Origin of the sequence: Fulvivirga imtechensis AK7 (assembly GCF_000331535.1) — a bacterium.
In the GTDB taxonomy this organism is placed as follows: domain Bacteria; phylum Bacteroidota; class Bacteroidia; order Cytophagales; family Cyclobacteriaceae; genus Fulvivirga; species Fulvivirga imtechensis.
In genome coordinates this window covers 1-26,522 of the sequence record NZ_AMZN01000063.1, presented here as the reverse complement: position 1 = coordinate 26,522, position 26,522 = coordinate 1, and the positions used below count along the sequence as shown (strand labels likewise).

8 protein-coding genes are annotated in these 26,522 nt (G+C 43.3%); all 8 read left to right on the top strand.

Features of this window, described 5'->3' with window-relative positions; genetic code table 11:
- Window positions 1–469: 469 nt before the first annotated feature.
- The 8 genes from C900_RS18240 to C900_RS18205 are packed head-to-tail and all read left to right on the top strand — an operon-like array spanning window position 470 to window position 26,360.
- The gene (locus C900_RS18240) at window positions 470–6,634 is read left to right on the top strand and encodes a LamG-like jellyroll fold domain-containing protein (RefSeq protein WP_040497067.1); all 6,165 of its coding nucleotides are present in this window, start codon (window positions 470–472) and stop codon (window positions 6,632–6,634) included.
- 1 nt (window position 6,635) lies between these two features.
- Complete coding sequence (locus C900_RS18235; RefSeq protein ID WP_009581617.1) at window positions 6,636–7,181, top strand: OmpH/Skp family outer membrane protein; 546 nt, start codon at window positions 6,636–6,638, stop codon at window positions 7,179–7,181.
- Window positions 7,181–7,822: a hypothetical protein gene (locus C900_RS18230; protein ID WP_009581616.1), complete on the top strand. Its 642-nt coding sequence runs from the start codon at window positions 7,181–7,183 to the stop codon at window positions 7,820–7,822. Before C900_RS18235 ends, C900_RS18230 begins: the two co-directional genes overlap by 1 nt.
- A 2-nt stretch (window positions 7,823–7,824) precedes the next feature.
- Entirely contained in the window at window positions 7,825–12,708 is a 4,884-nt protein-coding gene (locus C900_RS18225; RefSeq protein WP_040497066.1) for a hypothetical protein, read from the top strand.
- 14 nt (window positions 12,709–12,722) lie between these two features.
- Window positions 12,723–15,122 carry an immunoglobulin domain-containing protein gene (locus C900_RS18220; RefSeq protein ID WP_009581614.1) on the top strand — a complete coding sequence of 800 codons (2,400 nt, stop codon included), beginning with the start codon at window positions 12,723–12,725 and terminating at the stop codon, window positions 15,120–15,122.
- A complete protein-coding gene (locus tag C900_RS18215) occupies window positions 15,122–15,823 on the top strand; it encodes a hypothetical protein (protein ID WP_009581612.1) in 702 nt (233 codons plus the stop codon). The genes C900_RS18220 and C900_RS18215 overlap by 1 nt, the downstream gene beginning before the upstream one ends.
- A complete protein-coding gene (locus C900_RS18210; protein WP_009581611.1) occupies window positions 15,823–25,845 on the top strand; it encodes an RHS repeat-associated core domain-containing protein in 10,023 nt (3,340 codons plus the stop codon). Before C900_RS18215 ends, C900_RS18210 begins: the two co-directional genes overlap by 1 nt.
- Window positions 25,842–26,360, top strand: a complete 519-nt coding sequence (locus C900_RS18205) for a hypothetical protein (RefSeq protein ID WP_040497065.1) — start codon at window positions 25,842–25,844, stop codon at window positions 26,358–26,360. The genes C900_RS18210 and C900_RS18205 overlap by 4 nt, the downstream gene beginning before the upstream one ends.
- Window positions 26,361–26,522 lie beyond the last annotated feature (162 nt).

The following is a 26,522-nucleotide window of genomic DNA, read 5'->3' as shown; positions in this document are numbered from 1 at the left end:
TGTACGGTCTTTGATCTGTCCAAAGGTAGAATAAGTCCGCCATGTGTCAACTGGGGCGGAAGTTACTTCCGTGCCCTGCTCACATGTTGCAAAAGCTGCAGCTCGTGTATGACCATTAATAATACTTTAAAATCATTCTCATGTAATATACATTATATTTTATGTATATTTTTTAGTTGCTATCTGTGTATAATGCATATTTTACTTTTTTAGTGCTATAAAATAGTAAATTATTTAAATGTAATAAATGTATATAATTTGTTGTGTTTTGTATTTATTATCCATCTATATTTGCAATTCGATTAAATGTTGTTACAGTTGGTTTTTAAGCTTTCTCGCCTCTTTGTTTCATCAAGGGAGATTTTCTGAACTGCATTTATTTTCTTAAAAAATTTAGCGAGTCTCATTTTTTGGGACGGGCACTTTATAAATTAGCTGGCTAAAGCTGAGAGTAAGAATTGAATTAGAAATGAACATAAAGCAGTCCTCACTTAAGAAGTTCTTATTGTTGCTATCTGTTGTTGCCTTTTTTTCTGCGACTTCATATGCCCAAACGAGAAAAGTATACATCAATTTCAATAAAGATAATCCGGCAGCATCCCCATGGAACAACATGAATGCCGACCCACTGGCCGGTACTGCCTTAGTGGACCTCATGGACGACCAGGGCCAGGGCACCGGCATCGGTATCACGCTGGTAGATAGCTGGACAGGAGTTGGCACATCGGGGGCCACAACAGGCAGTGATAGCGGTGTTTATCCAGATAATGTTCTAAAAAGCTATTATCGGGTATACCAGACCTCTGCTAATCTTAAAGTCACAGGCCTTATACCAAATAGGAATTATACTTTCAGGTTTTTAAGCAGTCGCAACACAGATCTTAATCCCTATACGGATTTTACCATAGGCGCTCAAACGGTTACCACTAATGCGGCTTATAACACTACCACTTTAGGTGAAATAGCCAATGTTACCTCAGATGCCAATGGTGAAGCCATCATAACGGTCAGCAACACTCCGGGATACACCCAGGGTTATCTGAATGGTATGGAGGTGGAGTATGCAACTTCTTATGATTTCAAGGATGGAGCTGTTGAACTGTCGCATACTACCAGTTGGTGCTCAGACCCCGCAGCATATACTACGGTGGGCATGACCGCTGATGGCCCTGCTGCCTCTTGCAATGCAAACAGCCCTTTGAATAATGTATGGTTTAAATTTCAGGCTACTTCCAATGAAGTTGCGGTTGATCTTTCTGGTTCGGGGCTGACAAGAGCAAGCATGACCTTATGGGATGCTTCGTCAAATGAACTAGCCTGTGGTATCGACCACAATTATGGTGAAATATCACTGAGCTCACTTTCTCTTACTCCGGGAGAATGGTATTATATCTCAGTTGATAATCGATTGGATAACAGCGTATACAGAGGTAATTTCAGTTTATGTATCAAAGATCAGGCTACATATGATTTTAAGGAACGTGCGGTAGAAGTGTCCCACACAACAGAGTGGTGCTCAGACGCGGCTGCATACACCACATTGGGTATGTCCCCAGATGGCCCTGCGGTCTCGTGCAACAGTTTTTCACCTCAGAACAACGCTTGGTTTAAATTTCAAGCCACTGCCAATGAGATATCTATAGAGCTGAATACGCCCAGTGGCGGTTTATCTCATGCCAGTATGACGCTTTGGGACGCTTCATTCAATGAGCTGGATTGTCGTATTGATCATGCCGGGGAATATGGTAAAATATCATTAAGCTCAGTTTCACTTACTCCGGGAGAGTTGTATTACATCTCAGTAGATAATAATCATACGAGTTCTGTTTACAAAGGAGCATTTGGATTATGCATAAAAGATAAAGCCAGCTACGATTTCGTGGAGGGAGCTATTGAATTGCCCCATACAACACAGTGGTGTTCTGATGCGGCTGCCTATACCACATTGGGTATGACGCCAGATGGCCCTGCGGTTTCTTGCAATAGCCTTTCACCTCAGAATAATGTATGGTTTAAATTTCAGGCTACAGCCAATGAGATAATTATAGACCTGAATACGAATAGCGGTGGCCTTTCTCATGCCAGCATGACGCTTTGGGACGCTTCACTCAATGAGCTGGAGTGCCGCATTGATTATGCCGGGCAATATGGCAAAATATCTTTAAGTACGGTTTCACTTATCCCCGGAGAGCTGTATTACCTCTCAGTGGATAACAATCACAGCAGCTCGGTCTACAAAGGCTCTTTCGGGTTGTGCATAGATAACACCGTACCTTCTTTTGAATGGAATTTTAATGCCTGTGCAGGCGGCACACTTACAGAAAGCATCAATGGCATGCATGGGACTGTTTATGGAGCGCAATGGACAGAAGGTTTTAGCCAGCAGGGTTTGTACCTGGACGGTGTTGATGATTATGCCAGCATTCCTGATGATCCTACCAACAACTTTGGAGGGAACAACTTCACGGTAGCTTACTGGGTGAAGAAAATGGCGCCAACCAATAATAATGACAATATTATGGGCGTGGCCAAATGGAACATAGGAGGAGAATCGGGCACCAATGAGTGGCTGTTAAATATTGGAGGACAGAACTCTGAATATCCGCACTTCAATATTGAAAGCGGCACTATTAAATACAAAGCCATCTCTGCAACACCACTGACAGTGGGCCAGTGGCACCACCTTGCAGGGGTTCGTGAGGGCTCACAACTTAAACTATATCAGGATGGCGTATTGGTAGCGACAACAGAAGTTGGATCAGCAGTGATCAACAATACTAATTTGCCTGTCTACATTGGCAGAATGGCGGCAGAAGGCTATAACAGTCACGCTGTTTTTGATGAGTTGAAACTGTATAATTATGCTTTGAGTGCGTCTGAGATTTCAAACGAGGCTGTTGCTGTGTCATCACCGGTGTCATGTAATAAGGAATGGGCATGGAATTTTAATTCCTGCGAAGGTGCAGTGCTAACCGAAAATGTAAATGGGCTCAATGGTGTGATCAATGGAGCTACATGGTCGGGCGGCTACAACGACAAAGGTCTGAGCTTTGATGGAATTAATGATTATGCTACGCTTACCGGATCGGAAGATGATTTGTCATTTATTCAAAACACAGGAGTATTTACCATCTCGCTCTTCATAAAACTCAAGGACCTCAATGCAAGAAGCGTATTTCTTGGTAGTAGTGGAACTACTAAATATAAGGGCTTCGGATTGATGTACGAAACCTATGGAGGAAGCTATGGTGATCATCAGTTGCGATTCACTTCTACCATCGGAGAGCCAGGAACAGTTAATCTGGCGCTTGGAGCCCAAAACACTATCAATGATAATAATTGGCACCATGTTGCAGTAGTGGGTGATGGAGCTAACATAAAATTCTATGTAGATGGTATACAGGATGGCACTGAAACTGCACTTCAGCATTATGCTACAGGAACCAGTGACTATTCTGTGTCACTGGGCCAATTTGTTGATAACTATGGGAATCTTTTTTTACCATACAACGGCTCACTGGATGAGCTAAAGATATATAACAGAACTTTGGATGCTACTGAAATTGCGCAACTCGCTCAGGTTCCGTTCAATTCAGTGCTATGTGACAGGAAGGATTGGAGCTGGAACTTTAATTCCTGCGAAGGCACCGTATTATCCGAAAGTGTAAACGGACTTAACGGAACGGTTACTGGAGCTACATGGACAGAAGGGTACAATGAACAGGGGTTGTATTTAGATGGAGTGGATGACTACGTTAGTATTCCGGATGATCCTACGAATGACTTTGGTGATAACAACTTTACCATAGCCTACTGGGTGAAGAAAATGGCACCTACCAGCAATAGCGACAACGTCATGGGTGTGGCTAAGTGGAATATCGGTAGTGACGTGGGTACCAACGAATGGGTATTGAATATTGGAGGCACAAATTCAGAATACCCCCAATTCAACATAGAAAGTGGTGATGTAAAATATAAAGCAATATCTACAACACCACTGACAGTGGGCCAGTGGCACCACCTTGCAGGGGTTCGCGAGGGCTCACAACTTAAACTATATCAAGATGGCGTATTGGTAGCGACAACAGAGGTTGGATCAGCAGTGATCAACAATACTAATTTGCCTGTCTACATTGGCAGAATGGCACAGGCAGGTTACAACAGCCAGGCAATATTTGACGAATTGAAAATTTATAATTATGCATTGAGTGATACAGAAGTAGGTCAGTTGGCCGGATTAATTCTTAATCCAGTGGGCTGTACAGTAATAGAACCAACCACACCAACTTCCAACGTCTTTTTTTCGAATGTGACAGAGCATTCTATGGAAATAAATTGGACAAATGGTGACGGGAGCGGTAGGATAGTACTTATGCGGGAATGGCAGACACCCACAACTACAGGTTTGCCTAAAGACGGAACAGAATATTCATGGAACAGTGACGCGAGTCTGGCCCCATATATAGGAGCAAACAGAGTAATGTATGTTGGTTCTGGTTCCGGAACTACAATAACAGGTTTGGATCTAAATAAATATTATGGTTTTGCAATATTTGAATTTAATGGATCGGGTACTAACATAGATTATTTAGTATCCAATAGAGGCAGTGGAGGTCAATATACCGCAGGTGCTGCTCCTCAACCCACTGTATCTTCCAGTTCAATTGAGATTAATTCTATAACAGAGACATCGGCTCATATTAGTTGGGTTTCCGGAGATGGGGAAAAGCGATTGATCATTGCAAGAGTAAATCAATTACCTACATCTTCGGGGGAACCAAAGGATGGCTGGGATTATAATTTCAATGCTGACTTTTCTTCAGCGCCGGGTATAGGTCCTAATAAAATTGTTTACGAAGGTACCGGAAATGAAATGACGATATCAGGGTTATTGCCCAACACAAAGTATGGCATAAAAATTTTCGAATTTAACGGTTACGATTCACTGACTAACTATATGGGAAGCGGTGCTGGGGCAGTCTTTACTACTCTTACAAATGGTGTTGTTCCTGATGTTAATGAAATAACTGCCCTCCGCGACCTCTACGAAACCACCGGAGGTGCCACCTGGACCAACACCACCGGCTGGCCGACAGACTGGAGCACCATCACTTCGGTAGATCAGATAGCAGGCTGGCATGGGATAACTGCACTCAACGGAGATGTGGTGTTCATTGACCTCAATAATAACGGCCTTGCGGGAAACCTGCCAGTCTCTTTAAATGACCTTCAGGCATTACAGGTACTTCGTCTGCACCAAAACAGCCTGACAGGTGGTATCCCGGATATTCGCGACCTCAAAGCACTGGAAGAATTACACCTGTCTAATAACAATCTTGGAGGATCTATTCCTTCCTGGATCACGGGGCTTACAGCCCTGCAAGACCTTGGCCTGGAAAATTGTGGCCTGACCGGTGAAATACCTGATGATATAGGCAACCTTAATAACCTGGATCTTCTTTCTTTAAGGATAAACCAGTTGATCGGGGACTTACCACCTTCTATCGGCAGTCTGACAAAACTTGTGAATCTACGGGTAGATGTAAACCAACTGACAGGCCCAATTCCTGATATGAGAAATTTACAGCAGCTACAGCTTTTGGACTTAAACCGTAATGAACTCGATGGTATAATACCGGAATGGTTGGGGAGTTTAGGAGCATTAAAATATATCCGTATATGGAACAACAATTTTACAGGTCCGATCCCCGCCAGTTTGGGTAATCTGGGGCAGCTAGAGCAACTTCATTTGGGATATTGTCAGTTGACAGGCTCCATACCCGAGGAAATAGTTCAATTGCCTAAGCTAAAATATCTCTACCTGAATAACAACCTTTTAGAGGGTGCCCTACCTGAGGTGCCGGCTACCTCTCTACTGAGGGATGTATATTTGTCAAATAATAAGGTGAGCGTTCCGGTTTTGAAGAGTTTACCTGGCATCACTAAGTTGCTGGTTGATAATACATGGGTTAGTTTTGCAGAAATAGAAAATAACATGCCGGATGCCGGTACTCCTCAATTTTCTACTTTTATCTATTCGCCTCAACAACTTGTAGTCGCACCGGTCAGCCGGGATTATTATGTAGGACAGGATCTTATTGTTGAGAATGATAGGGCCGGCGGGGCCAATACTTTGTATCAATGGCAAAAATGGAATGGCTCGACATGGGAAGATATTGTTGAAGCAAGTGCCATGGACTTAAGCTTACCTGCTCCCGGTCCGGAGGAAGATAACCAAAGGTACAGGTGCAAAATGACTAATACCGTAATCACTGATGTAGAGCTCTTTAGTTCTGAGTTTATCTTAAATGCCATAGTGAGTAAAGATTTTTACACAATAGCCGATGGGAACTGGGATGATCCTTCCATCTGGTCGAATATATCAGGTGGTGCAACAGTTAACAATGTTCCTACAAGATACGACATAGTCTTTATTGAAGGACATGATGTAAAGGTAAGTACTGAAGTAAGCTGCCTGGGAATGAATATTAATGCGCTACAACCTGGAAAAGTGGAGGTGGCAGGACAAGCAGCCTACTTGATTGTAAATGGAGAAATCGTGATTGAGGGACCTGCGGAAAAAGGTAAAAAGATGCTTGTGGTCAATAATGGTGGTAAAATAGAATGTAGATAATATGAAGACGAAAGAACTTTTAATAATAATTATAAGTGTGGTAGTTGCTGTTGCTGTTGCTGTTGCTTATTTCATTACTCACGCTACACATAATAATGTGGCGTATGTACGTTCACATGATCTTATATATAGCTATGAGGGCACAAAGGAAGCCATGGCCAAGTTTGATGACAAAAAGATGTCGTGGCAGGCAAATGTAGATACACTGAGGCGGGATTTTCAGCGATCAGTAGCTGTATATAACAGAGATTATGACAAGTTGTCCTCTTCAGAAAGAAAGCAGAGAGAGGAGATGCTGAACAACCAACAGCAACAGTTGGAAACGTATTCCCAGGCCATAGACAGTAAGATCCGGGAGGAAGACCATGAAATGATGGCCTCTGTGCTTAACCAGGTGAACAGTTTCATCGAAGATTATGCCGAGCAGAAAGGTTATGATATTATTTTTGGTACAACTAAAGATGGAAGCATCTTATATGGCAATGAACACCTGGATATTACAGACCAGGTATTAAAGGAAATAAATAAAAGATACAAGGGAGAATAATGGGTAAAATACTGTTGTCATTAACATTGGCTTTTATAGCAGGCTGTGCCTCCAAACCATCAGAGCTTTCCTGGACTGATTACCAGGAGTGGCTTCAAAAGAATGGACAGGCTGTTGCCAGAGAGAAGGTTATCAATGATTTGAAATTGAGAGCGCAATTTCTGCCTGCAGATTTTCTGGCTTATTCAGAATATGAACAACTTACATCTGCAAAAACCGGAACATTTGACTCTTTGTTGAAGGAGTATAAATGTGGGCTATCCTTTAAGCTATCACTACTGGCTGATAAACAAACGACAAACCTGATGTACCATGGTATCAGTACTATGAATGAGTACAAACAGCGGGTCAGCCTGCTTAGCTTTAATAGTGAACAGTTTATCGCACTAAATGTAGGAGATGACCGGTTTAAGCCGGTGTTGACGGCCTTTGAGGGCTACAATGAGTTAAGTAACCGGCTTACTTTCAGTGTAGTGTTTACACCGGACGGATACCACTGTGGTGTGTTTGATGAGCATGCAGAAGAGCTTACGCTGACCTTTGATGATCCTTATTGGGGCACAGGTACCAGTCATTTCCTGTTCCGGAAAAGCGACATTCAAAGTATTCCAAAATTGATAATTGCTAAAAGATCATTATAAGCATGATAGGAAGAAGACATATCAGAACTATAGCGGTTTTTCTAACCATAAATATGTTGGTGCAAATCTTTGGGCCCACACTGACATTCGCTTTAACATCGGGTCCGTCTCAGCCGGAATTTAGTAGCTTTGAACCCGTTGCTACTACCAATATGGTAAACCCATTCTCCGGGGACTTTACTTACAACCTACCTTTACTAGAGGTTCCTGGGCCGCATGGTAGCAGTTATCCGATTTCCCTTTCTTATCATAGTGGCGTATCTACCGAAGAAGAGTCTTCATGGGTTGGTTATGGGTGGACACTTAATGTGGGAGCTATAAATAGAAGCACCAGAGGTTTTCCTGATGATTATAAAAATCAAGAAGTGATCTATCATAATAAAACTCCGAAAAACTGGACAGCGACTGTTGGAGGAGGTGTGGCTGCCGAATTATTCAGTAAGGATAACTTTGCATCTATCAGCGCCAATGCAGCGCTGAGGTATAACAATTATAAGGGTTTCGGTAAAAACCTTGGTCTTGGCTTGCACTTGGGAAGGGGCTTTGTGAATATGGGATACAACGTATCTGATGATCAGGGAAGTTTTTCTTTAAGTATTCAACCTATGGCATTAATGCAGAAGCCTGGAGAGAAAAGTTCAGAGGAAAATAAAAACTTAGATTCTAAGCAAAAAAGAGAAGCTTATAAAGCAAATTTTGCGAATAATTCTTTGGGAAAAGCACCGGGTATCAGTCTTGTAGGTAGCTCCTATGGATTGTTTTCTATGAGCCAAATAGAACGGCCTACCCACATACCGGCTTATACCGGGGCTTCATACAATGTATCCCTGAATTTTGAGGCCAACCCATCACAGCTACCGATGGGCGGTACTTTCAACGTGTTTGGTAGCTATTCACATCAAAAAAATGATCCCACTACAACAGTAAATGCCCTTGGCTATATGTATTCCTCTGAACATACTGATCCGGGTACGCAGGTAATGGATTATTCTGTGGAGAAGGAAAGTTCCTTCAATAAAAGGGACGTATTCCTTGGTGTCCCTTTTAATAACGCAGATCAGTTCATGCTAACAGCCGAAGGGCTCTCCGGGGCATTCAGGATGTATCACAAGCAAGTGGGATATTTTGGTCCGCGTCATATGGAAAGTAAAACCCATATTTACAACGTCTCACCAGAAGTGGACGCTGGGCTTAACTTCGGTGGCGGTCTGGACATGGGAAAAGGAAGCCAATCTATGGAAATAACAGACTGGGATAACAGTCGGACGTTCAGTAGCCCGGATGCAGAGGTGGATGAACCCGTTTTTTTCAGGTTTAATGGGGATCAGGGCGGTAGTTGGGGTGATACACATAATGATCAACCAGTGCGAGCAAAGCCATCAACGGGGGGAGTCTCGTTGAGCGGATTTGACTTCGATCTGGGTCAGGGTGAGAGAAGCGGAAGGTCATCCTATATAGGGTACAATACAGTTGAAGCAACTAATGCCGTTTCCTCCGGCAAATATTATAAAGCTTACTCAAAAAGAGCTGATATCCGTAGTATGAGGTCGGGGAGCCTGGCTTCACATCAGGTTGCAGAGGTGGCGGTATACAATGAAAATGGCTCGCGTTATGTGTATGGTTTACCAGTTCTCAACAGAAATGAAAGACACCTGAGTTTTGGGGTGAGTGGAGCTTCAGTGGTACATGACAACTACATTGTCAACTATAAAAACGATAAAATCAAATTGGGTACGGAACAGTTGGGGGCATATGCATCTTCATATTTGCTAACCGAGGTTACTACACCCGATTACATTGACCGTAGTTATGATGGTCCCACACCAGATGACTTTGGGGGATACACCAGGTTCAATTACAATAAAGTATACGGTGATAATGCAGAGCAGGCGGCATGGTATAAGTGGAGATCACCCTATAACGGTCTGAAATACGAGCGGTCTTCTCTCTCCGATAAAAAAGATGATATCGGCTCGGTAAGCGCTGGAGAAAAGGAGATTGTATACCTCCAGTCGATAGAAACGAAATCACATGTGGCCATTTTCTACACTGCTGTAAGAAACGATGCCATATCTGCTACTAACTACGATAATGTGACGGCAGGAGCGAAAGGTAGTCAGTATCAAAGGCGGCTGACACGTATAGATCTTTATTCAATTGCTGATTTTAAGCTTGCTAACGGTCAGATCGATCGCAACAGAATTAAGAATCCCGGAGCTATCACACCTCTTAAAACGGTACATTTTAAATATTATGGGTATGATGTTACGGGCGAAGAACTTCAGACCGGTGCACCGAATACCTCCGGGGGAAGTGGGCGACTGACACTTGCAAAAGTTTATTTTGAGTATAATGGCTTGAATACCGGGCGTATCAGTCCGTATGTTTTTAAGTACAATTACCCGGGAGACAATACCTACCCTGCCGAATATGCTGCTCTTGACAACTACCTGGATCTCAATACTGATCCCAAAGGAGAGAATCCTTCCTATTCACCTTTTCACAGCGATGCATGGGGTAACTACCAACCTTACGGGAGCGATCAATATGCTAAAATGCGCCCCTGGCTGGATCAGTCGAAAATACCCAACCGGGATTTTGACCCGGCCGTCTGGAACCTGAAAGTAATACAATTACCTTCTAAAGGTGAAATACATATTCAATATGAACAAGATGACTACAGCTATATACAGGATCAGGAAGCCCACGTTATGGCGCCTTTGTTGAGTGCCGGTGACGGATTTTCGAAGTTCTATATTGATCACCAAGCAATTGGATTGGGAGCAGAACATTTGGATGAACTTAGAGGCAAAATAGACAAGCGATACATAGGGACCGGTAAAAAGATGTATTTTAAGTTTTTATATCGACTGAAAGGCAACAATACGCCTGATCTGTCCGATTGCGATGTGGATTATGTCGATGGCTATGCCAATGTTGGTGGTGTAGGCCTTGATGCTACGGGGGTTTTTGTGTCTTTAACCGGTGATGGAATGCCAAAGACGGCATGCGAGGACTTTGTAAAAGCCTACAGGTTGGGAATGATTGATCGCAGTAGCTGCAATGGTGCCCAGGGAGCTTTAAATGACAGCGGTGATGCCAAAAGTATGGTGATGCAATTGCTGGATTTTGTGGGTGGATCATTGATACCAAGCACCTTGTGCGGAGCTATGAACTACGACCTGTCTTACCTGAGAGTACCAACTCCCATAGCAAAGAAGGGCGGCGGGCTAAGGGTAAAGCGTTTGATGACATTTGATAGTTCATTAGGCACACAGGCGCTTTACGGGACGGAGTATATCTATAAAACGTTAAATGGCAACGGCAATGTGATTAGCAGTGGAGTGGCTACCAACGAGCCCGCCACTATCCGTGAGGAGAATATCCTCGTAGACTTTGTGAAGAGAAAAGGACAAAGCGCAATCAGCAAGATAATAGCCGGAAAGGATAAAGAGCAGGCGGAAGGCCCTGTTGGTGAAAGTATCTTACCAGGACCATCTGTAGGATATTCACAGGTTTTCATGAAAAACATCTATCAGGGAAAAACCACTCCGGGTTATAGTGCTCATGAATACTACACAGCTAAGGATTATCCGGTAAAGGTAGAAATGACCGCCATTGATGACTCAAAGCAGAAGAACCGCTTTAAGACGGCCGTGTTTATGAATGAGTACCTTAATCATCAATATGCAACCCAGGGATTTAGCTTCATTCAGAATCAGATGCACGGACAGCCGAAGAGAATGGCAACCTATGCAGGTGCTTTTCCCGGAGTAGCAGAGGCCACGGCTTCTCCATTGGTGACCGAGCAACTTTACGAGTACTTTGAGCCCGGAGACCAGGTGCCAATGCTCAACAGCTTATTCGGAGAGGTTGTTTACAAAAATCCTGGCAGGGAAGTGGATGTTACCATGGCGCAAAAAATTGTAAAGGAAGAATCCTTTGACCTTAATGTGGAGGCAGATTTTACAGTAGGTGTTTTCTTCCTCTTTGTGGTGCCATTCATCACCGCTATGCCTACCTCGACAATTTCCGAATCCTTGCTGGCAACGCATGCCACATCAAAGGTGATCCGCTACCCGGCCATGGTAAAGAAGACCACCACTTATCAGGATGGAATATATCATATTTCTGAAAACGTAGCCTTTAATGAACATACAGGACAACCTGTAGCAGTCAAAAGCTATGATGAATTCAGAGGCGCTTACCTGGCACAGCAAATACCTGCAAGTTGGGAGTATGATAATTTCGGGGCAAAGGCTGAGGTGGAAGGAAAAGTAGTATTTGGTGCTTTTACACTGGAAGGGAATCTGCTCAAGGTGGGTGATGCCTGTATTTTACAGGACTTTCATCGCGGAGATTTTATCGAATTGAATGGAGATGGGAATGCCTTGTTTCATGTGTCAGGAGTTGATTATGTAACTAACAGTCTTGTAATAGATAAGTCAGCACTCAATACTGTTGCGCCTGGAAGCGTGAGTCAGATTGCCATTCTCAACACGGGTAGAAATAACCAGTTGGCTGTGAATGTAGGAGAAATAACAAAACACAGTGAAGTTAGCGAAGTATCCTACATAACTATTGATGATTCGGGACGGTATTTGAAAAGCGGCAATAGCTTTATTGATGACCTTAACAACAGAGTAGCTGCTATTTCAGGGACATCTGGAACATTCGTTCTCTCAAACACCTATTCGAAGATGAATATGATGAACTATATCACTGATTCGAATGCATCCATCGATTGGGAAAATGCTACCATCAAACAGGTAGAGTTCAGATATAAAGTGCTAAATGATAAAATATCCCTTGGGCTAATGGCTTTTGATATAGCCTGTAGCAGTTGCGGCACAGGTTGGTTTACAGTTTCGGCTGAAGGGTGGTAATAAATTTGGTTAAGATGAGGAAAATTATTTTAATAATATATACTTTAAGTTTGAATTTGGCCGTGGCCCAAACAAATCTTTTTACCCCGGCAGATGGAGGTACTTTTGAAACAAGTGCAAGTGACGGTGATATTTACAGCGCAGTAACTTCACCATCATGGGAGTTGACTAGGTCTACTGATTATGCCTATACTGGTAATTACTCACTGGCTTGTGCTGCACCTCAGGGGTTTCTAAATAATAGGTCTGCGAGGACAGAAGATTTTGATGTGTTTGATGATGATTATATCTACATGTTGAGGATGAAGGTATATGTACCATCTTCCTCAACTATCAGCAGTGGCACTATTATAAAACCTGGACTTAAAACAGGGGCAGTGGTTTTTCCTAATTGTGGCGAACCAAATTACTTTGAAGTTGGAGTCGATCCGTATAATACTTGGTTTGAAATTACGGTTAACTACCCACTTAGTTCCACTAGAGGAGGTAGTTATTACTTTAACCTGTGGCTAACGAATTCAACAAACACCGGAGTCTTTTATATAGATGATATTGAAGTGCTGAAATACACACCTATTTCAGATAATTCAACGGTGGACCTTCTAAATGGAAATATTTCATTAAACCCAACAGGGGGAATGGTCGGCTATGACTATGAATTTCAGTGGTCGGATGGGGCTACTAGCCAAAATAGAACAGGTTTAGCTCCTGATAATTATACGGTGTTGGTAAACTCAGAGGGGTTTGAGTTTTGCCAAAATCAATTTACGTATGATTTAACTATTCCTAAACCATCTGTTACCAATCACACCCCAAATGTCTGTTTAAACGATCAGATACGTTTAACAGCATCAAGCACTGTTACAGGTGCAGAGTTCTCCTGGTATTCTCAGTCTTCGGGAGGGACTTTGTTAGGTACAGGGTCTGAGTTTCAGGATGTGAAAAGTGTTGCAGGAACGTATACATATTATGTTCAAGCGGATGTGGTAAATGGATCTAGTTTTAGAACTACTGTTTCTGTCACAGTTCACCCGAACCCTGACGTTAGTATGGGTGATCTTGATGATTTTTATTACGTCAGCCGATCCTCTGTTACTTTAACTGGTAGCCCTTCTGGTGGTACCTTTACTGGACCTGGGGTGACGGGAAATATTTTTAACCCTTCTCAGGCGGGACTGGGAGTGCATACAATTTCATACACTTATACCGATAGTGAGGGCTGTACGGGGACGGCAACACAAATCGTAGAAGTTGTGGAATCGGACCCGCTTTGCAGAACAGCCATTCCTGTAGATGGTACAGGGCAGTTTGCAATTGATACTTATGGCGGAAGAATTGTCTACCAAAATGATGCCACCTGTGCTGAAGATATAGATATGATGTGTATCAGCACTGAAGCTACACCGCCAATAATTGATCACATAGTGGCTACAAATGCTGTCTCTCTATCTGATAATTGGGATTATAGCTCTTACTATACTCCAAAATCAGGTGGATTATCTGCTTCAAACAATTATGAAAAAGGTAAAAAAGGCAAATGGCGTGTGGATGGTTCCTACACCTATAACTCAAAAGATATTTATCGGGGAAAAAATTATAACACGGGTACTTACAACCTAAACCTTTTTAACTGGCAGCATCCGGATGTCAATCAAAGAACCGGCTGGATCAAGACCACCACAGTAGAGCACTACTCGCCCAACGGTGATGCACTACAGGAGCGCAATGCTTTAGGGATAGCCAGTGTTGCCAAATTCGGCTATAACGATGCGGTTCCTTTCCTTACTGCCCAAAACGCTGATCACGGCTCGGTACGGTTTGAAAGTTTTGAAATGTTGTATAGTGGTGTTCTGGAAGAAGGAGATAATATAGGGGCTCTGGAAATCACTCCCAACAATGGTCATGCGGGTAACAAGTCACTCAAACTGAGAAGTGGCGATAAATTCCTTTATGAAAAAATGGCTGTCCCCGCAATCAATACATCTATGTTGGCCAAGGTATGGGTAAAGGGTACTCCGTCATTGAACGGCCTGAAATTTAAAGCAGAAACGGAGGATGGACTTACTTTAATTGCTTTAGCCTCATTTCAAAAGATCAGCAGCTCAGGTGCATGGTCATTGTATCGGGCCCAGGTCAATTTAGGATCTCATCAACAGTTCCAGGTACTCGTTGGTAACGAAGGAAGCACAACTATATGGATTGACGATCTGAGGGTTCAACCTGCCGATGCTCAAATGTCCACGTACGTCTATGATCCTCAAAATCTACGCCTGCTGGCCGTATTCGATGATCAGCACTATGGGATGTTCTACCACTACAATGCTGAAGGAAAGCTGGTGCGTAAACAGCTTGAAACTGAACGAGGAACGCAGACTTTACAGGAGACTTTTTATAACCTTCCATCTCAGGAATAATGCGACTACTTTTCTATATAGCGGTTTTGGTGGCGTCTGGCCATATTATACTGGCGCAGGATTGCAAAGAGCAGGTGTTGGAGGCATTACATTGTATGCGTAAGTATGATCCGGAGCAGTCGCTGTACATTAGGTATAATATAAAAACAACTTTTGCGCAGCCGGATTCCATTCAGGAATCTACAGTAGAAATAGCGGCTTCAGGACAATTGTTTAAAATGTCTGCGGGAAATACTGAAATGTTCCAAAACGATAAATACAACCTCACTTTTATACATGATAGAAAGCTGATTTTCATTACTCATGCTGTAAAGGAACGGTTGATGCCCTGGGAATCTATAGGAGTGCTGCAGGACACCCTGATCACCAAAGCATCGGTGCTTACGTGCGAACGACAATGTATGGATAACCCTGCTAATTCTGAACAAGATCATGTTGTTATGGCACTGAACGATGTAGGTAAGAAGAGGCTTAATGTTGAACGAATGACATATTGGATTGATCCTGCGCTTTCGCAGGTTAAAAAATTCAGGATCACTTATTATGACAAGCGGGTGATTGACAATATACTGGTTGATATTGAAGAATATCACCACAATTTTTCTAAAAATATTATTGACAGCAAGGTGCAAAAGGCATTGGCAGATCCCGGTCGACTTGCTACACTTTTTTCTGGTTATGCAATAAAAGATAATAGGTAATGAAATACGTATTTTACAAGGTACTTTTTCTCGTTTGTTTCATCTCTTCCGCATTTCTTGTCAATGGGCAATCCATTTATGGAGATACATATGTCTGTCCGGGAGCTATAGAGTCATACTCAACCAATATGCTATTACCTGATAATTGCTCCGGCCCTTTGTGGAGTTTGTCAAATCCTGAAGCGGGTACAATCGCCCCTCTTTCTGGAGCTAATGTAGAGATAGACTGGTCAGGGCTGTCTTATGGAGGCATTGAAGAGGTGACTATTTCAGTAAGAGCCCTTTGCTTAATAAAGCCGGACCCCGATGATCCTTTTGAACCCGCCCCCGCTGGACATACTGCTACGCCTGATCCCATTTATAAAACGATCCGACTATATCCTATGTATACACCTTATACGGGAGTTGTTGGTTCTACAATAGAAGGTCCTTCAAGCGCAACAGCTAATACAGTGGTTAATTATTCACCACGAAGACTTATGCCGACTGGGAGTGTAGCGCCTTACAAATATCGATGGTATTTCGGTGGGACGTATATGGGGCAATCGGATCCATCCAATATGTATTTTGCCCTCAGCATTGGCAACCGGCCCTATGGTAACTATTGGTTGGAGTTCAAGCCTGTAAACGAGTGCGGTGTAATTAACCCCAATGAACCCATACACCGAAAACTGATCTCTGTAGTTGCTCCATGTACGCCAGCTTCCGGAGGTTTTAGCAGTCCCATTTCATCGGCCTGTACGGCTACTTCTTACCCGTTTCAGGTGAGTACCTCTGGTACCAGCCCCGTAAATGTTTCCTGGCCATCCAGCAGCTATTATACAGTGGCGATCCGGCCCAATACAGGCAATAAAATCGCAGATATCACATTTACAGGTACGGGGTCTATACCTGTAAAAGCCACAGTTTCTAACTCATGCGGAAGTGTTAACCTTAGTCATTCTGTCAACGTTGTCACCAAACCAGCCTCCACTGGCTTTGTACAGTCGGTGGGTACAGCCTGCGAGGGAGCCACTCGCAGGTTTGAGATTAATGCTTCCGGATCTTACAGTAAAATTACCTGGCCAACCAGCTCTGCCTATACAGTGGCAGTTGTTCCCAATACTGGTGGTAAACAGGCAGATATTACCTTTCGGTCTTCCGGAGCGGTAAAAGCTATCATTGAATCACAATGTGGAAATATAACGAAACAAAAAAGTGTAACAGTTACACCGCTTCCAGCCGCGCTTGCCTGTGCGGATTGCCCAACGGAGATCTGTGATGGCCTTACCCGTCCATTTATTTTGAATCCCGGGAGTAATACTACTTCTCTGCAATGGCAGTTGCCGGCAGGTGTTACAGCTTCTTATAACAACTCACCGCTGAACTCCCAGGCGGAACTGACATTTACAGGGGTAGGTACCAGAAACATTACTGTTACCCCCTACAATGGATCTTGTGCCGGACAAGCTTATGCTTTTAGTGTCAACGTTTCAGATGATGCTAAAAACGACAATGTATCGTACAGCCATAGCGAACTAAGCAGTCAAACTCCCGTAAAGGAGCTGGTACTTAACGGATGTAAGGAATCTGTCAGTACTTGTGAGAAAACATTGTCGAAATTACACCTGTATGGCAAATTGGATGTGGGCGAGACCTATGACTGGGGCGAGGCTGTGTTTACTGTTTCTGGAGAATTCGAACTAAAAGGATATAGCGAATCAGGTCCTGCGTTGTTTACCCGGACTATTTCATTATCTATTGATCAGGAGGATGTCGAGCAGATTTACCACGAAGCCTTTACCACAGGTCTGAATAACCTGAAACGGATAGTGGTGACGCCAAAGGCAAACACATATTCAGCAATAGATGTTGTTGATCCTGCAAAAGTTCGTTTTCGCTTTTATTTCGAAGAGGAAGAACATATAGATGTGTCTGCAGCGGAGCTGGCATTATTGTCACCGGCCAACAATGCCTCTGTTAGCGGGAAATGGGAGCAAAATTTCACCTGGCAGATCAGCAATTCTGAATATTGTATTGAAGTGCCGAATTATGAATTTCAATTGATAAGAGTTTACGGAGACGAAGTGGTGGATTGGAGTCAGGCACTCAGACTATACACCTGGTCACCTGAACCGGCAGTGACAGTCACTATTGCAGAGGGCAGCGGAACTTATAAATGGCGGGTAAGGCCTGTCGGTAGTTTGATTGGAGATATTATTAATCCGGCCAACTGGTCGGATGCTCAGTGGGTAACACGAACGTTTACCTATACAAACCCGGACGACCAGAAAAACTGGATATACAGCCGTACGTTCACCGAAGGCAACAAGGTCAGCGAGCAATTGACCTTTGCCAATGGTTTGCAACAAGTACAACAGCAGCAAACCCGTGTTTCCAATCGTGTAGTGGCTACACAAACCTATCAGGACTATGCAGGTAGAAATGCATTGTCAACCCTGCCCGTACCCCAGGTGGGAATTGACAATAAGCTTGGATACAAAGGTGCGCTGGTTACGGGAGGTTATTCCAAATCAGCTTTTGATGACGACCCGCGTATGGCTCCGACCATGACCTTTAACAGCCAGTATTACAGTGGACAGGCCATGGAAGGTTCCGTGCAGATCAACAATGGTGTGGCCAGTGCTGGAGGGTATCCTTATACGAGAACCGTTTTTACTAACGATGGTACAGGAAGGATCAAGGAACAGTCGGGAGTAGGGACTCACCACAGGATCGGGAGCGGACATACGATTCGCACATATTACAGCGGGGCTTCGGAGTCGGAGATGGTAATGCTATTCGGAGATGAAGCACCCATAGCGGCCAACGTGCAAAAGATCACCACCTTTGATGCCAATGCTACGGCAAGTATTACCTATCAGAACAAGGACGGTAAGGTGCTGGCTACAGCGTTAACGATAGGTGCAGGGGGTAATGCACTGATTCCCCTGGAAAGCCAGACTACAGCTATCTATGAACAGGTAGACGCGTCTACACAGCTTGGACCTTTCCTGCAAAGCACCAGAAAGCCGCTCTTTTTTACGATGCCCCGTGACCTTAATATAGATTACACCATAACACCGGCTATGTTGTCTGAAGTGTGCGGCCTGGCGTGCAGAACATGTGACTATCGTATTGAGATTGTCATGCACAACCTGGATGCTTTACCGGGAGAGCCGGCAGAAACCTTACTGGCGTCACATGATATAGCCATGAGCGAGGCCTGCGCAACCAATGCGGCAATATCCATTCCTGTACAATCCTTCAGTGCTCAGGCAGAGACCAATTATGTACTGGAAAAAAGGGTGATAACCAATAACAATATACCCGGTACAGACCTTACATACCTAGAGGATTATCTGAACACGGAAATATCCGAATATACCACAGGTATAGACGAACAGTTGCAAACAATCCTGAATCTGCTACATGCCCATGATATGGAGGGGTTAAAGAGCCATTTGGCTGCCAATTATTCCTTGAATACCGAGGGGCAGTATGTGGTACCCGTTCTTTGTGGTAACAATATACTGATCAGCCTGCCGGAAATTTGTGAGGAAGATCCTGTCGCCACCGGTAGTAGCTGTACCTGGAATGGGGCTTCCCTGGCACAATATTTTAATAAATATTGGGCGGAGCGACCGTACAATGAAAATGGGGATGTGTATACTATAGAAGACTTATTTGTGGTCAACAAATATACCAACAACAAAGTGTACTATACAACGACTACATTCGATCAGATGGTGGCCAATCTTTACAGTGAAAACAATGATGTGCTGAGCTGTGCAACTATATGGGATGTTTGGAAAACCCAAGTAGCGGGCTACGGACCGGCTATATCAGCTTTTGCAGATATCAACGTGGAAGACGAGCCGGATTTTGTTTATGAATATGTTGTGGTGAAGGATTTCTTGGATGCGCTGGAGGGTACACTGCTAGCTAATCTCCCGGCAGGAGAAGAGGCTTGTGTGGATGGTGTGAAAACTTACTTCACCAGGAATAACAGTGATTTATATGGCAAGATCAACGGCCAGGAGCGGGCTTTTAATCTTGCACGTGCTTATGCCATGGTCTATTACAACGAAGGCGATGATGCAGACGAGGATACACAGGGTTTGCGATTCTATTTTAACCATTTACTGGGACAGGCAAAGACGTATAAACCTACCATGACGGATTTTTCCGTGTTGTCTCAATGCGACCGTTATAAGCTGACCCTGGGCGGGCAGGGCATACAGCCTGGTGAAGGTGATCCTGAAAAATACAGGCTCAAAGCCATTACCCAATGTGGTAAAGCATGCGAAGGTAGGAGAGAAGCATTTAAACAAGGGATCATTCACTACCTGGTATCCACCAATCCATTGGTGAAAATACAGTTTTATGATATCAATGAGGTACATCAATATGATAGCGATGGTAATACGGTTATTAAATATGTGGGTTTATTTGACGAAACGGTAAACCCCACTGTCTATGACTACAGTGAATGCGAAATAGACGCGATGGCAGAGGCACTGGTGCAGAATTGCAAGGACAATTATTGTCAGCTTGATTTTTGGACCAATCCTCTGACTCAATTGGAAGAGTTGGGAACACCTGAACAGTTGGCGGCTATGGAGAAGATCTTTAAGTATGATTTTGAGGTGCAGGTAAATGAAGGTAATGTTGCTTGTGATACAGGTTGGGACAAGGTTTACTTGAACTTAAGAGAGGATCATGCAACTGTTGACATTAATCAAATAAAAGCGCTAAAGGAGTTTGAATTCGGAAAGATAGTTGATGTGTCTAATCCAGCTGATTACGATAATGTATGGATTGTTACCAAGAACTCGGATCCAGATCCTACATTGCCACTTGATGATAGTCAAAGAATTGGCACATTACGTTGGGCCGTTGAGAAGTCTAACTTGGCCTCGGGTTCTAATCTAATAAAATTTGATATTCCTGGAACAGCACCACATGTTATTAGCTTAGTAAAAAAGCTTGAAATAGAAAAGCAAATTACGTTGGATGGGTCTACTCAACCTGGTAATGGTAATCTTGAAAAATCCCCAAAAATTATTTTGCAAGATTCCCCTACTATACCTGAAATGGAATTCGGGGCGTACCTTATCGGTGTAAAACATGGAGCCAATGGAACTGTACTTCAGAACTTGCACTTTAAGGGGAATTCGACATACTTCATTTTTGTTTTTGCGAATTATGTTAGAGTTGTAGGCAACATCTTTCAGACAGAAGAAGGCCCCAATGTATCAAGTTTTATTAAATGGGCGGGAGATTACGGAAAAATTCAAGGTAATATCCTAGGAACAGACTTAGATTACCAGGCTCGGTTAGGCGCTTTCAGAGGTATCGATATGGATGCCTTGCGAGGGAGTAGTGCTGACTATAGTTGTGATTATAATTTGATTGGAGGGAGTACGTATAATGAGGGAAATATTGTAGCATATAACTTGTACAAAGGAATTTCATGGCAGGAGTTTGAGAATCATGGTTATGACTATCACAATGAATTTTCATCCAACATGGTGTTTAATACTAATCTTGATCTAAAAGGATGGGCAGTGAACGGATTGCTCAGTGGTTTTAACCCAAGTTACGAACCCACTCCAAGCATATTACCGGCCAATCACGCAAGTAGAAATGTCATCTTTAATAACTACGTAAACTTATCAGGACGAATTTTGCATCAGGATCTCAACTTTAACACTAGCGCACCCGGATTCACATCTTTAAAATATGATGTAAAAGCTAATTCGGTATCTGGCAAAACAAAGGAACCATTCAGTAAAGTTGAGTTGTTCTTATCCAAATCCACATATTGGACTTCAAGCTTTGTCGAGTTAATTAGTGCTACAACGTCTGATGGTGACGGTTATTTTCTTTTTGAAAATGTATACCTACCGTTTGGTCATTATTTTAAAACGACTGTTGATAATGTGATCTTCGGAACAAAAATCGCCCAAGTTCCAGGTTCTCATTGTTATCAGGATAGAACCCTCTGCTTCCGCTGGACCACCCCATACACCTTCAACAACGATGGCGCCTGGGACCCCCAACCAAAAACCTGTGAGGAAATAGAAGCCGATGCCGTGCTACAAGAGGTAGAAGCCCAGCGCCAGGATCTGATTGATTTTTACGAACAAGATCTGGAGGATGAATATACCAACAAATGTGTCAAGAGCCTGAATGATCAGTTGGGCATAGGTTATGATTTGGGTACCCATCATTATACGCTGTACTATTATGATCGTGCTGGTAACCTTATACGCACAGTGCCTCCCGAAGGAGTGAACCCACTGGATGTAAGTACTGAAGCAGCATTAAATAGTGCTAGAAGTACCAGTCCTCCTCATGAAATGGTGACCTCCTACCAGTACAACAGTCTGGGACAGATGGTAGCACAGGAAACACCTGATGCAGGTGCTACCCAGTTCTGGTACAACGACATCGGCCAGCTCCGGTTCTCTCAAAACGCGCAACAGTCAGTAGATGGTACTTATTCTTATACAAAATACGACCACCTGGGTAGAATAGTGGAGGTAGGACAAAGCACCGGTTTTGATGGCACTGCACTGCTCAACAACCGCAACAACCAGGAGTACCCGGCTACAGGAGAGCAGGTAACAAAAACAGTTTATACTGAAAGTGCGGGGGCAGCTATTCTCACCGGCCTGACACAGCGGTACCTGCAAAACAGGGTCAGCTACACCTATCTGGATGAAGACGGGCAGGATGCTACCTTGGATGACCGCACCTACACCATCTACAGCTATGACCCTCATGGCAATGTGGAGTGGCTGGTGCAGAATGTTCCCGGGCTGGGCCAGAAACTGATCGAATACGAATACGATTTGCTCAGCGGTAATGTACTGCAAGTGAGCTACAATCCTGGTAATGACGATCAGTTCTACCATAAATATGAGTATGATGCTGACAACAGGATCATTGGAGTGTATACTTCACGAGACGGCCATCTGTGGGATAAGGACGCCACATACGAATATTATCCGCATGGGCCGCTAAAAGAAGCAACTATTGGCGAAGACAAACTTCAAAACCTGGACTACCTCTACACCATCCATGGCTGGCTCAAAGGAATTAACAACCCTGGCAGTATGGACGACCCGGCCGCGGCAGCCGATGCTTTTGCCATGAGTCTCAACTACTACAGCGGAGACTACCAGGGATTAGGCACCACCGTAGGAGGGCTATTACCGCCTGAAGAGGGGAGAAGCCTGTATAACGGGAATATCAGTGCATGGGAAACCGCCAGCCGTACCTCTGAAGATACATGGATGCGTATTGGCAATCAATACACGTATGATGAGTTGAACAGGATCAGGATCAGTAATTTTAATGTCATCCGGGATAATCAACACTATACCCGTGGAGGCTTCCATTCAGACTTCAGCTACGATGCCAACGGCAACCTGCAGATGCTGAATCGAAATGATATTGATGCTGAAAATATGGATGCATTGGTCTACCACCTACAAACCGGAAAGAACAGGCTCAGCTATGTGGAAGACAACAGTACTATAGCGGTTGACAAACATAAAAATGATATCGAAAATCAGCCTGCTAATAACTACACCTATGATGCTATCGGAAACCTGACGTATGATACCCAGGAAAAAATGGCAGTAGAGTGGACGGTGTATGGGAAAGTGGAGTCAATCACTCATCAGGATGATGGCACCACACGCTTTAAGTACGATGCTGCCGGTAATAGGGTTGTAAAGAGCTCGACCGATGAGCATGGTAATATCAGTACCAATTATTATGTGCGCGATGCCAGCGGCAACATTATGGCGGTATACAAGGCCACTGAAGTAAACGGTGTGCAAAATACCGTGCTACAGGAAGTGCCGATCTATGGCAGCGACAGGTTGGGGGCTTACAAACCCAAAGGTAGCTTTGCCAGTGATGTAGTCATTACCTCTACACTGACTGCTGATAAACAAACGAATGTTTACGAAGGCGTATCCTACCTCCTGAACGAGGGCGTGAAAATTACCCTGCAGCCAGGCTTCGTTTTCGAAGATGGAGTAGATGGCAAAGGCTTTGAAATCGGCACAGGCCCTGAAGCGGAGAACCCGATAAATAATGTGTTTACGAGAACGTTAGATAAAAAACAATACGAACTGAAAGATCACTTAGGTAACGTACGTGCTGTGATCAGTGACCGCAAGTTGAGTACCATTTCCGGCACGACTCCAAGCGATTTTCGTCCTTCCATAGCTTCGGCTGCTAACTACTATCCGTTTGGCATGGACTTGCCACCCGTATTGTGGGATGAAGATGTATATCTCGCCACGATGGAAATTAACCACTTGATCGATGAGTATACCCAATTTGAAAATTATATGGAGGCGGAAAGGGTAAACTCTGATATTTATAACCATACCGATGAGGCAGATGCCAGCTATGCCACGCACCTGAATGGCACGAGTGGCAATCTTATTGGTCTGGCGAAAACGTTAAAAGTACAGGCCGGTGATAAGATCAGTATGGAGGTTTATGGTAAGTATTATGAACCGGCCAATGACGCTCCGATTACCACTGTGGCAAGTTCATTGGGAGCCGCTTTCATAGAGGCTTTTAACATACCGGTAACCAATGAGGCCAATTCGCTTTATGAGCTTTTTAATGACCTATTTGCCGGAGGATCCATATTTGGAACCAATGACAATTCAAGAGATGTAAAAGCCTACTTAAATTACCTCCTATTTGATGAGAATTATGTACTGCAGGATGCAGGATACACTTCATTATCTCCCGCTGCTTTGGAGGACGGTACCAATATTGATCATGAGCAACTGTTATTAGAGAATGTTGTACCTGAGAAGGACGGTTACATCTACGTTTACCTGTCTAATGAAAGCGCCTATGTCAGTGATGTATATTTTGATGATTTCAAGATCACTCACGAGCACCTGATACCCGATGAAGGCCTGAATCCTGACCTTGTTGCCTACAGGTATGGGTTTAATGGCAAGGAGAAGGATCAAAGTGGTGAATTTGGATTGAACCACTACGACTATGGCTTCAGGATCTATAATCCGGCCTTGGGCAGGTTTTTGAGTGTGGATCCTCTGGCATCTGAGTATCCTTGGTATACTCCGTATCAGTTTGCGGGGAATACACCTATTCAGGCTATTGATTTAGATGGACAAGAGCCAAGGATGCACTACGAATTAACAAATGCAACACTGGGGAAGAATGTTGAAGATGGGGCTCTAATCGTATTGACCAATACCTATGTTGTTCAAAATACCGAACAGCAATTTGCAACTCTTATGAGATTATATAAAGCCGCCATGGCAACAGGTTTAATTGTAAAAGATGGAGATCAACATAGGAAGGCAGATAATAGAGTGATTCTGGCTAAGGTTTTAGGGGGTCACAATGGTAGTAACTTAAGTTATCAACAGAAAAAAAATATTCTAAAACAATATCATTCTCAAACGGATGCAATCAATAAATTTTTGGTTAAGTACGATGATGAACTTTTCAATAGCCAAGAGCGAAATGCTGGAAATAAAAGACTGGAACAAATTGCCTTAACTCATAATACAAATTTGCTCAAGGAATACAGAACTATGGTCCAAGAAGAGGGTAAGTCTGGCGCTATTGAGGATATTATAACAGGCTCGGTATCTGGTGTCTTTGCAGGGGTTAGTGTAGTAACATCCTGGAAAAGTGGGGGAGCAGAATTATATTTGGCTGTTGGGGCATTTTATTTTGCAGGTGAGAAAATTTCGGGAGGTATCAGGACCTTACACGCTATAGAGGAGGGAGTGTTTGATCCAAATAAAGATTATCGTTTAATTGGTGGCTTGATTCAGACAAATCTTGGAAACGGAGCAGTGGCGGTTTATGATTTAACTGCCATTGGCGTTGATCTGGGAAATATTTACCAATCTGGTAAAACAATTTTGACAGGGAAAGAACTTAATAACAGAATATTTGAATTTTTGGATGCAGCACAAACTTCTGGAAATAGTGTGAAGGATAATGTTATAGAGAAATGAAAATGGAAGTAAGGATCAAAAGAAGTGTGTCCAGCTATTTTATGACGATTTTTTCGTTGATTTTATCAATCATGACTTTTATTCCCTTGGTTTTCGTTCTGAAAGATATGTCACTATCAAATGACGAACTGATTTTTCTAATTTTTCTACCACTCAGTTTCTACTTATGGTATATGTCGGTAGCTGCTTCCATTAATATTATGAAGGGGAATAGTGTTTTAATTGTTGGTGATGATAAAATTGAATATAGAGGTTTAATGTCGTTGAAAAAGAAAGTAATATATTTAAAGGATATCAAAAGAGTAGATTTTTTTTATGCAAAAGGGAAGTATATAGGGATAGTAACTAAGTCGATAGCCACGTATCATAATAAGCTGAACTTACTTCAAAGAAAGAGGTTTGGCTTGGGAGCACAGGAGAAAAATATGACTCTAATTTCGATGTCTGGGATTTCAAAAGATCATGATGAGATTTTAAAACTCTTACGCGAAAGAATACATCCAACTAGTCCGTGACTCCCTTTCCCAACTGGCTCGGAGTGTGCTGTGAGTGAAGCAAAGGCTTCACGTAACTACAAATAAGATGGTGGAACCGACCCACCAGAGCCTGCTTACAGGAGCCGGCTCTAAACAACTGTTTTGATGCGTCAAAGGTAACTTTGGGGTGTGAAGCGAAAA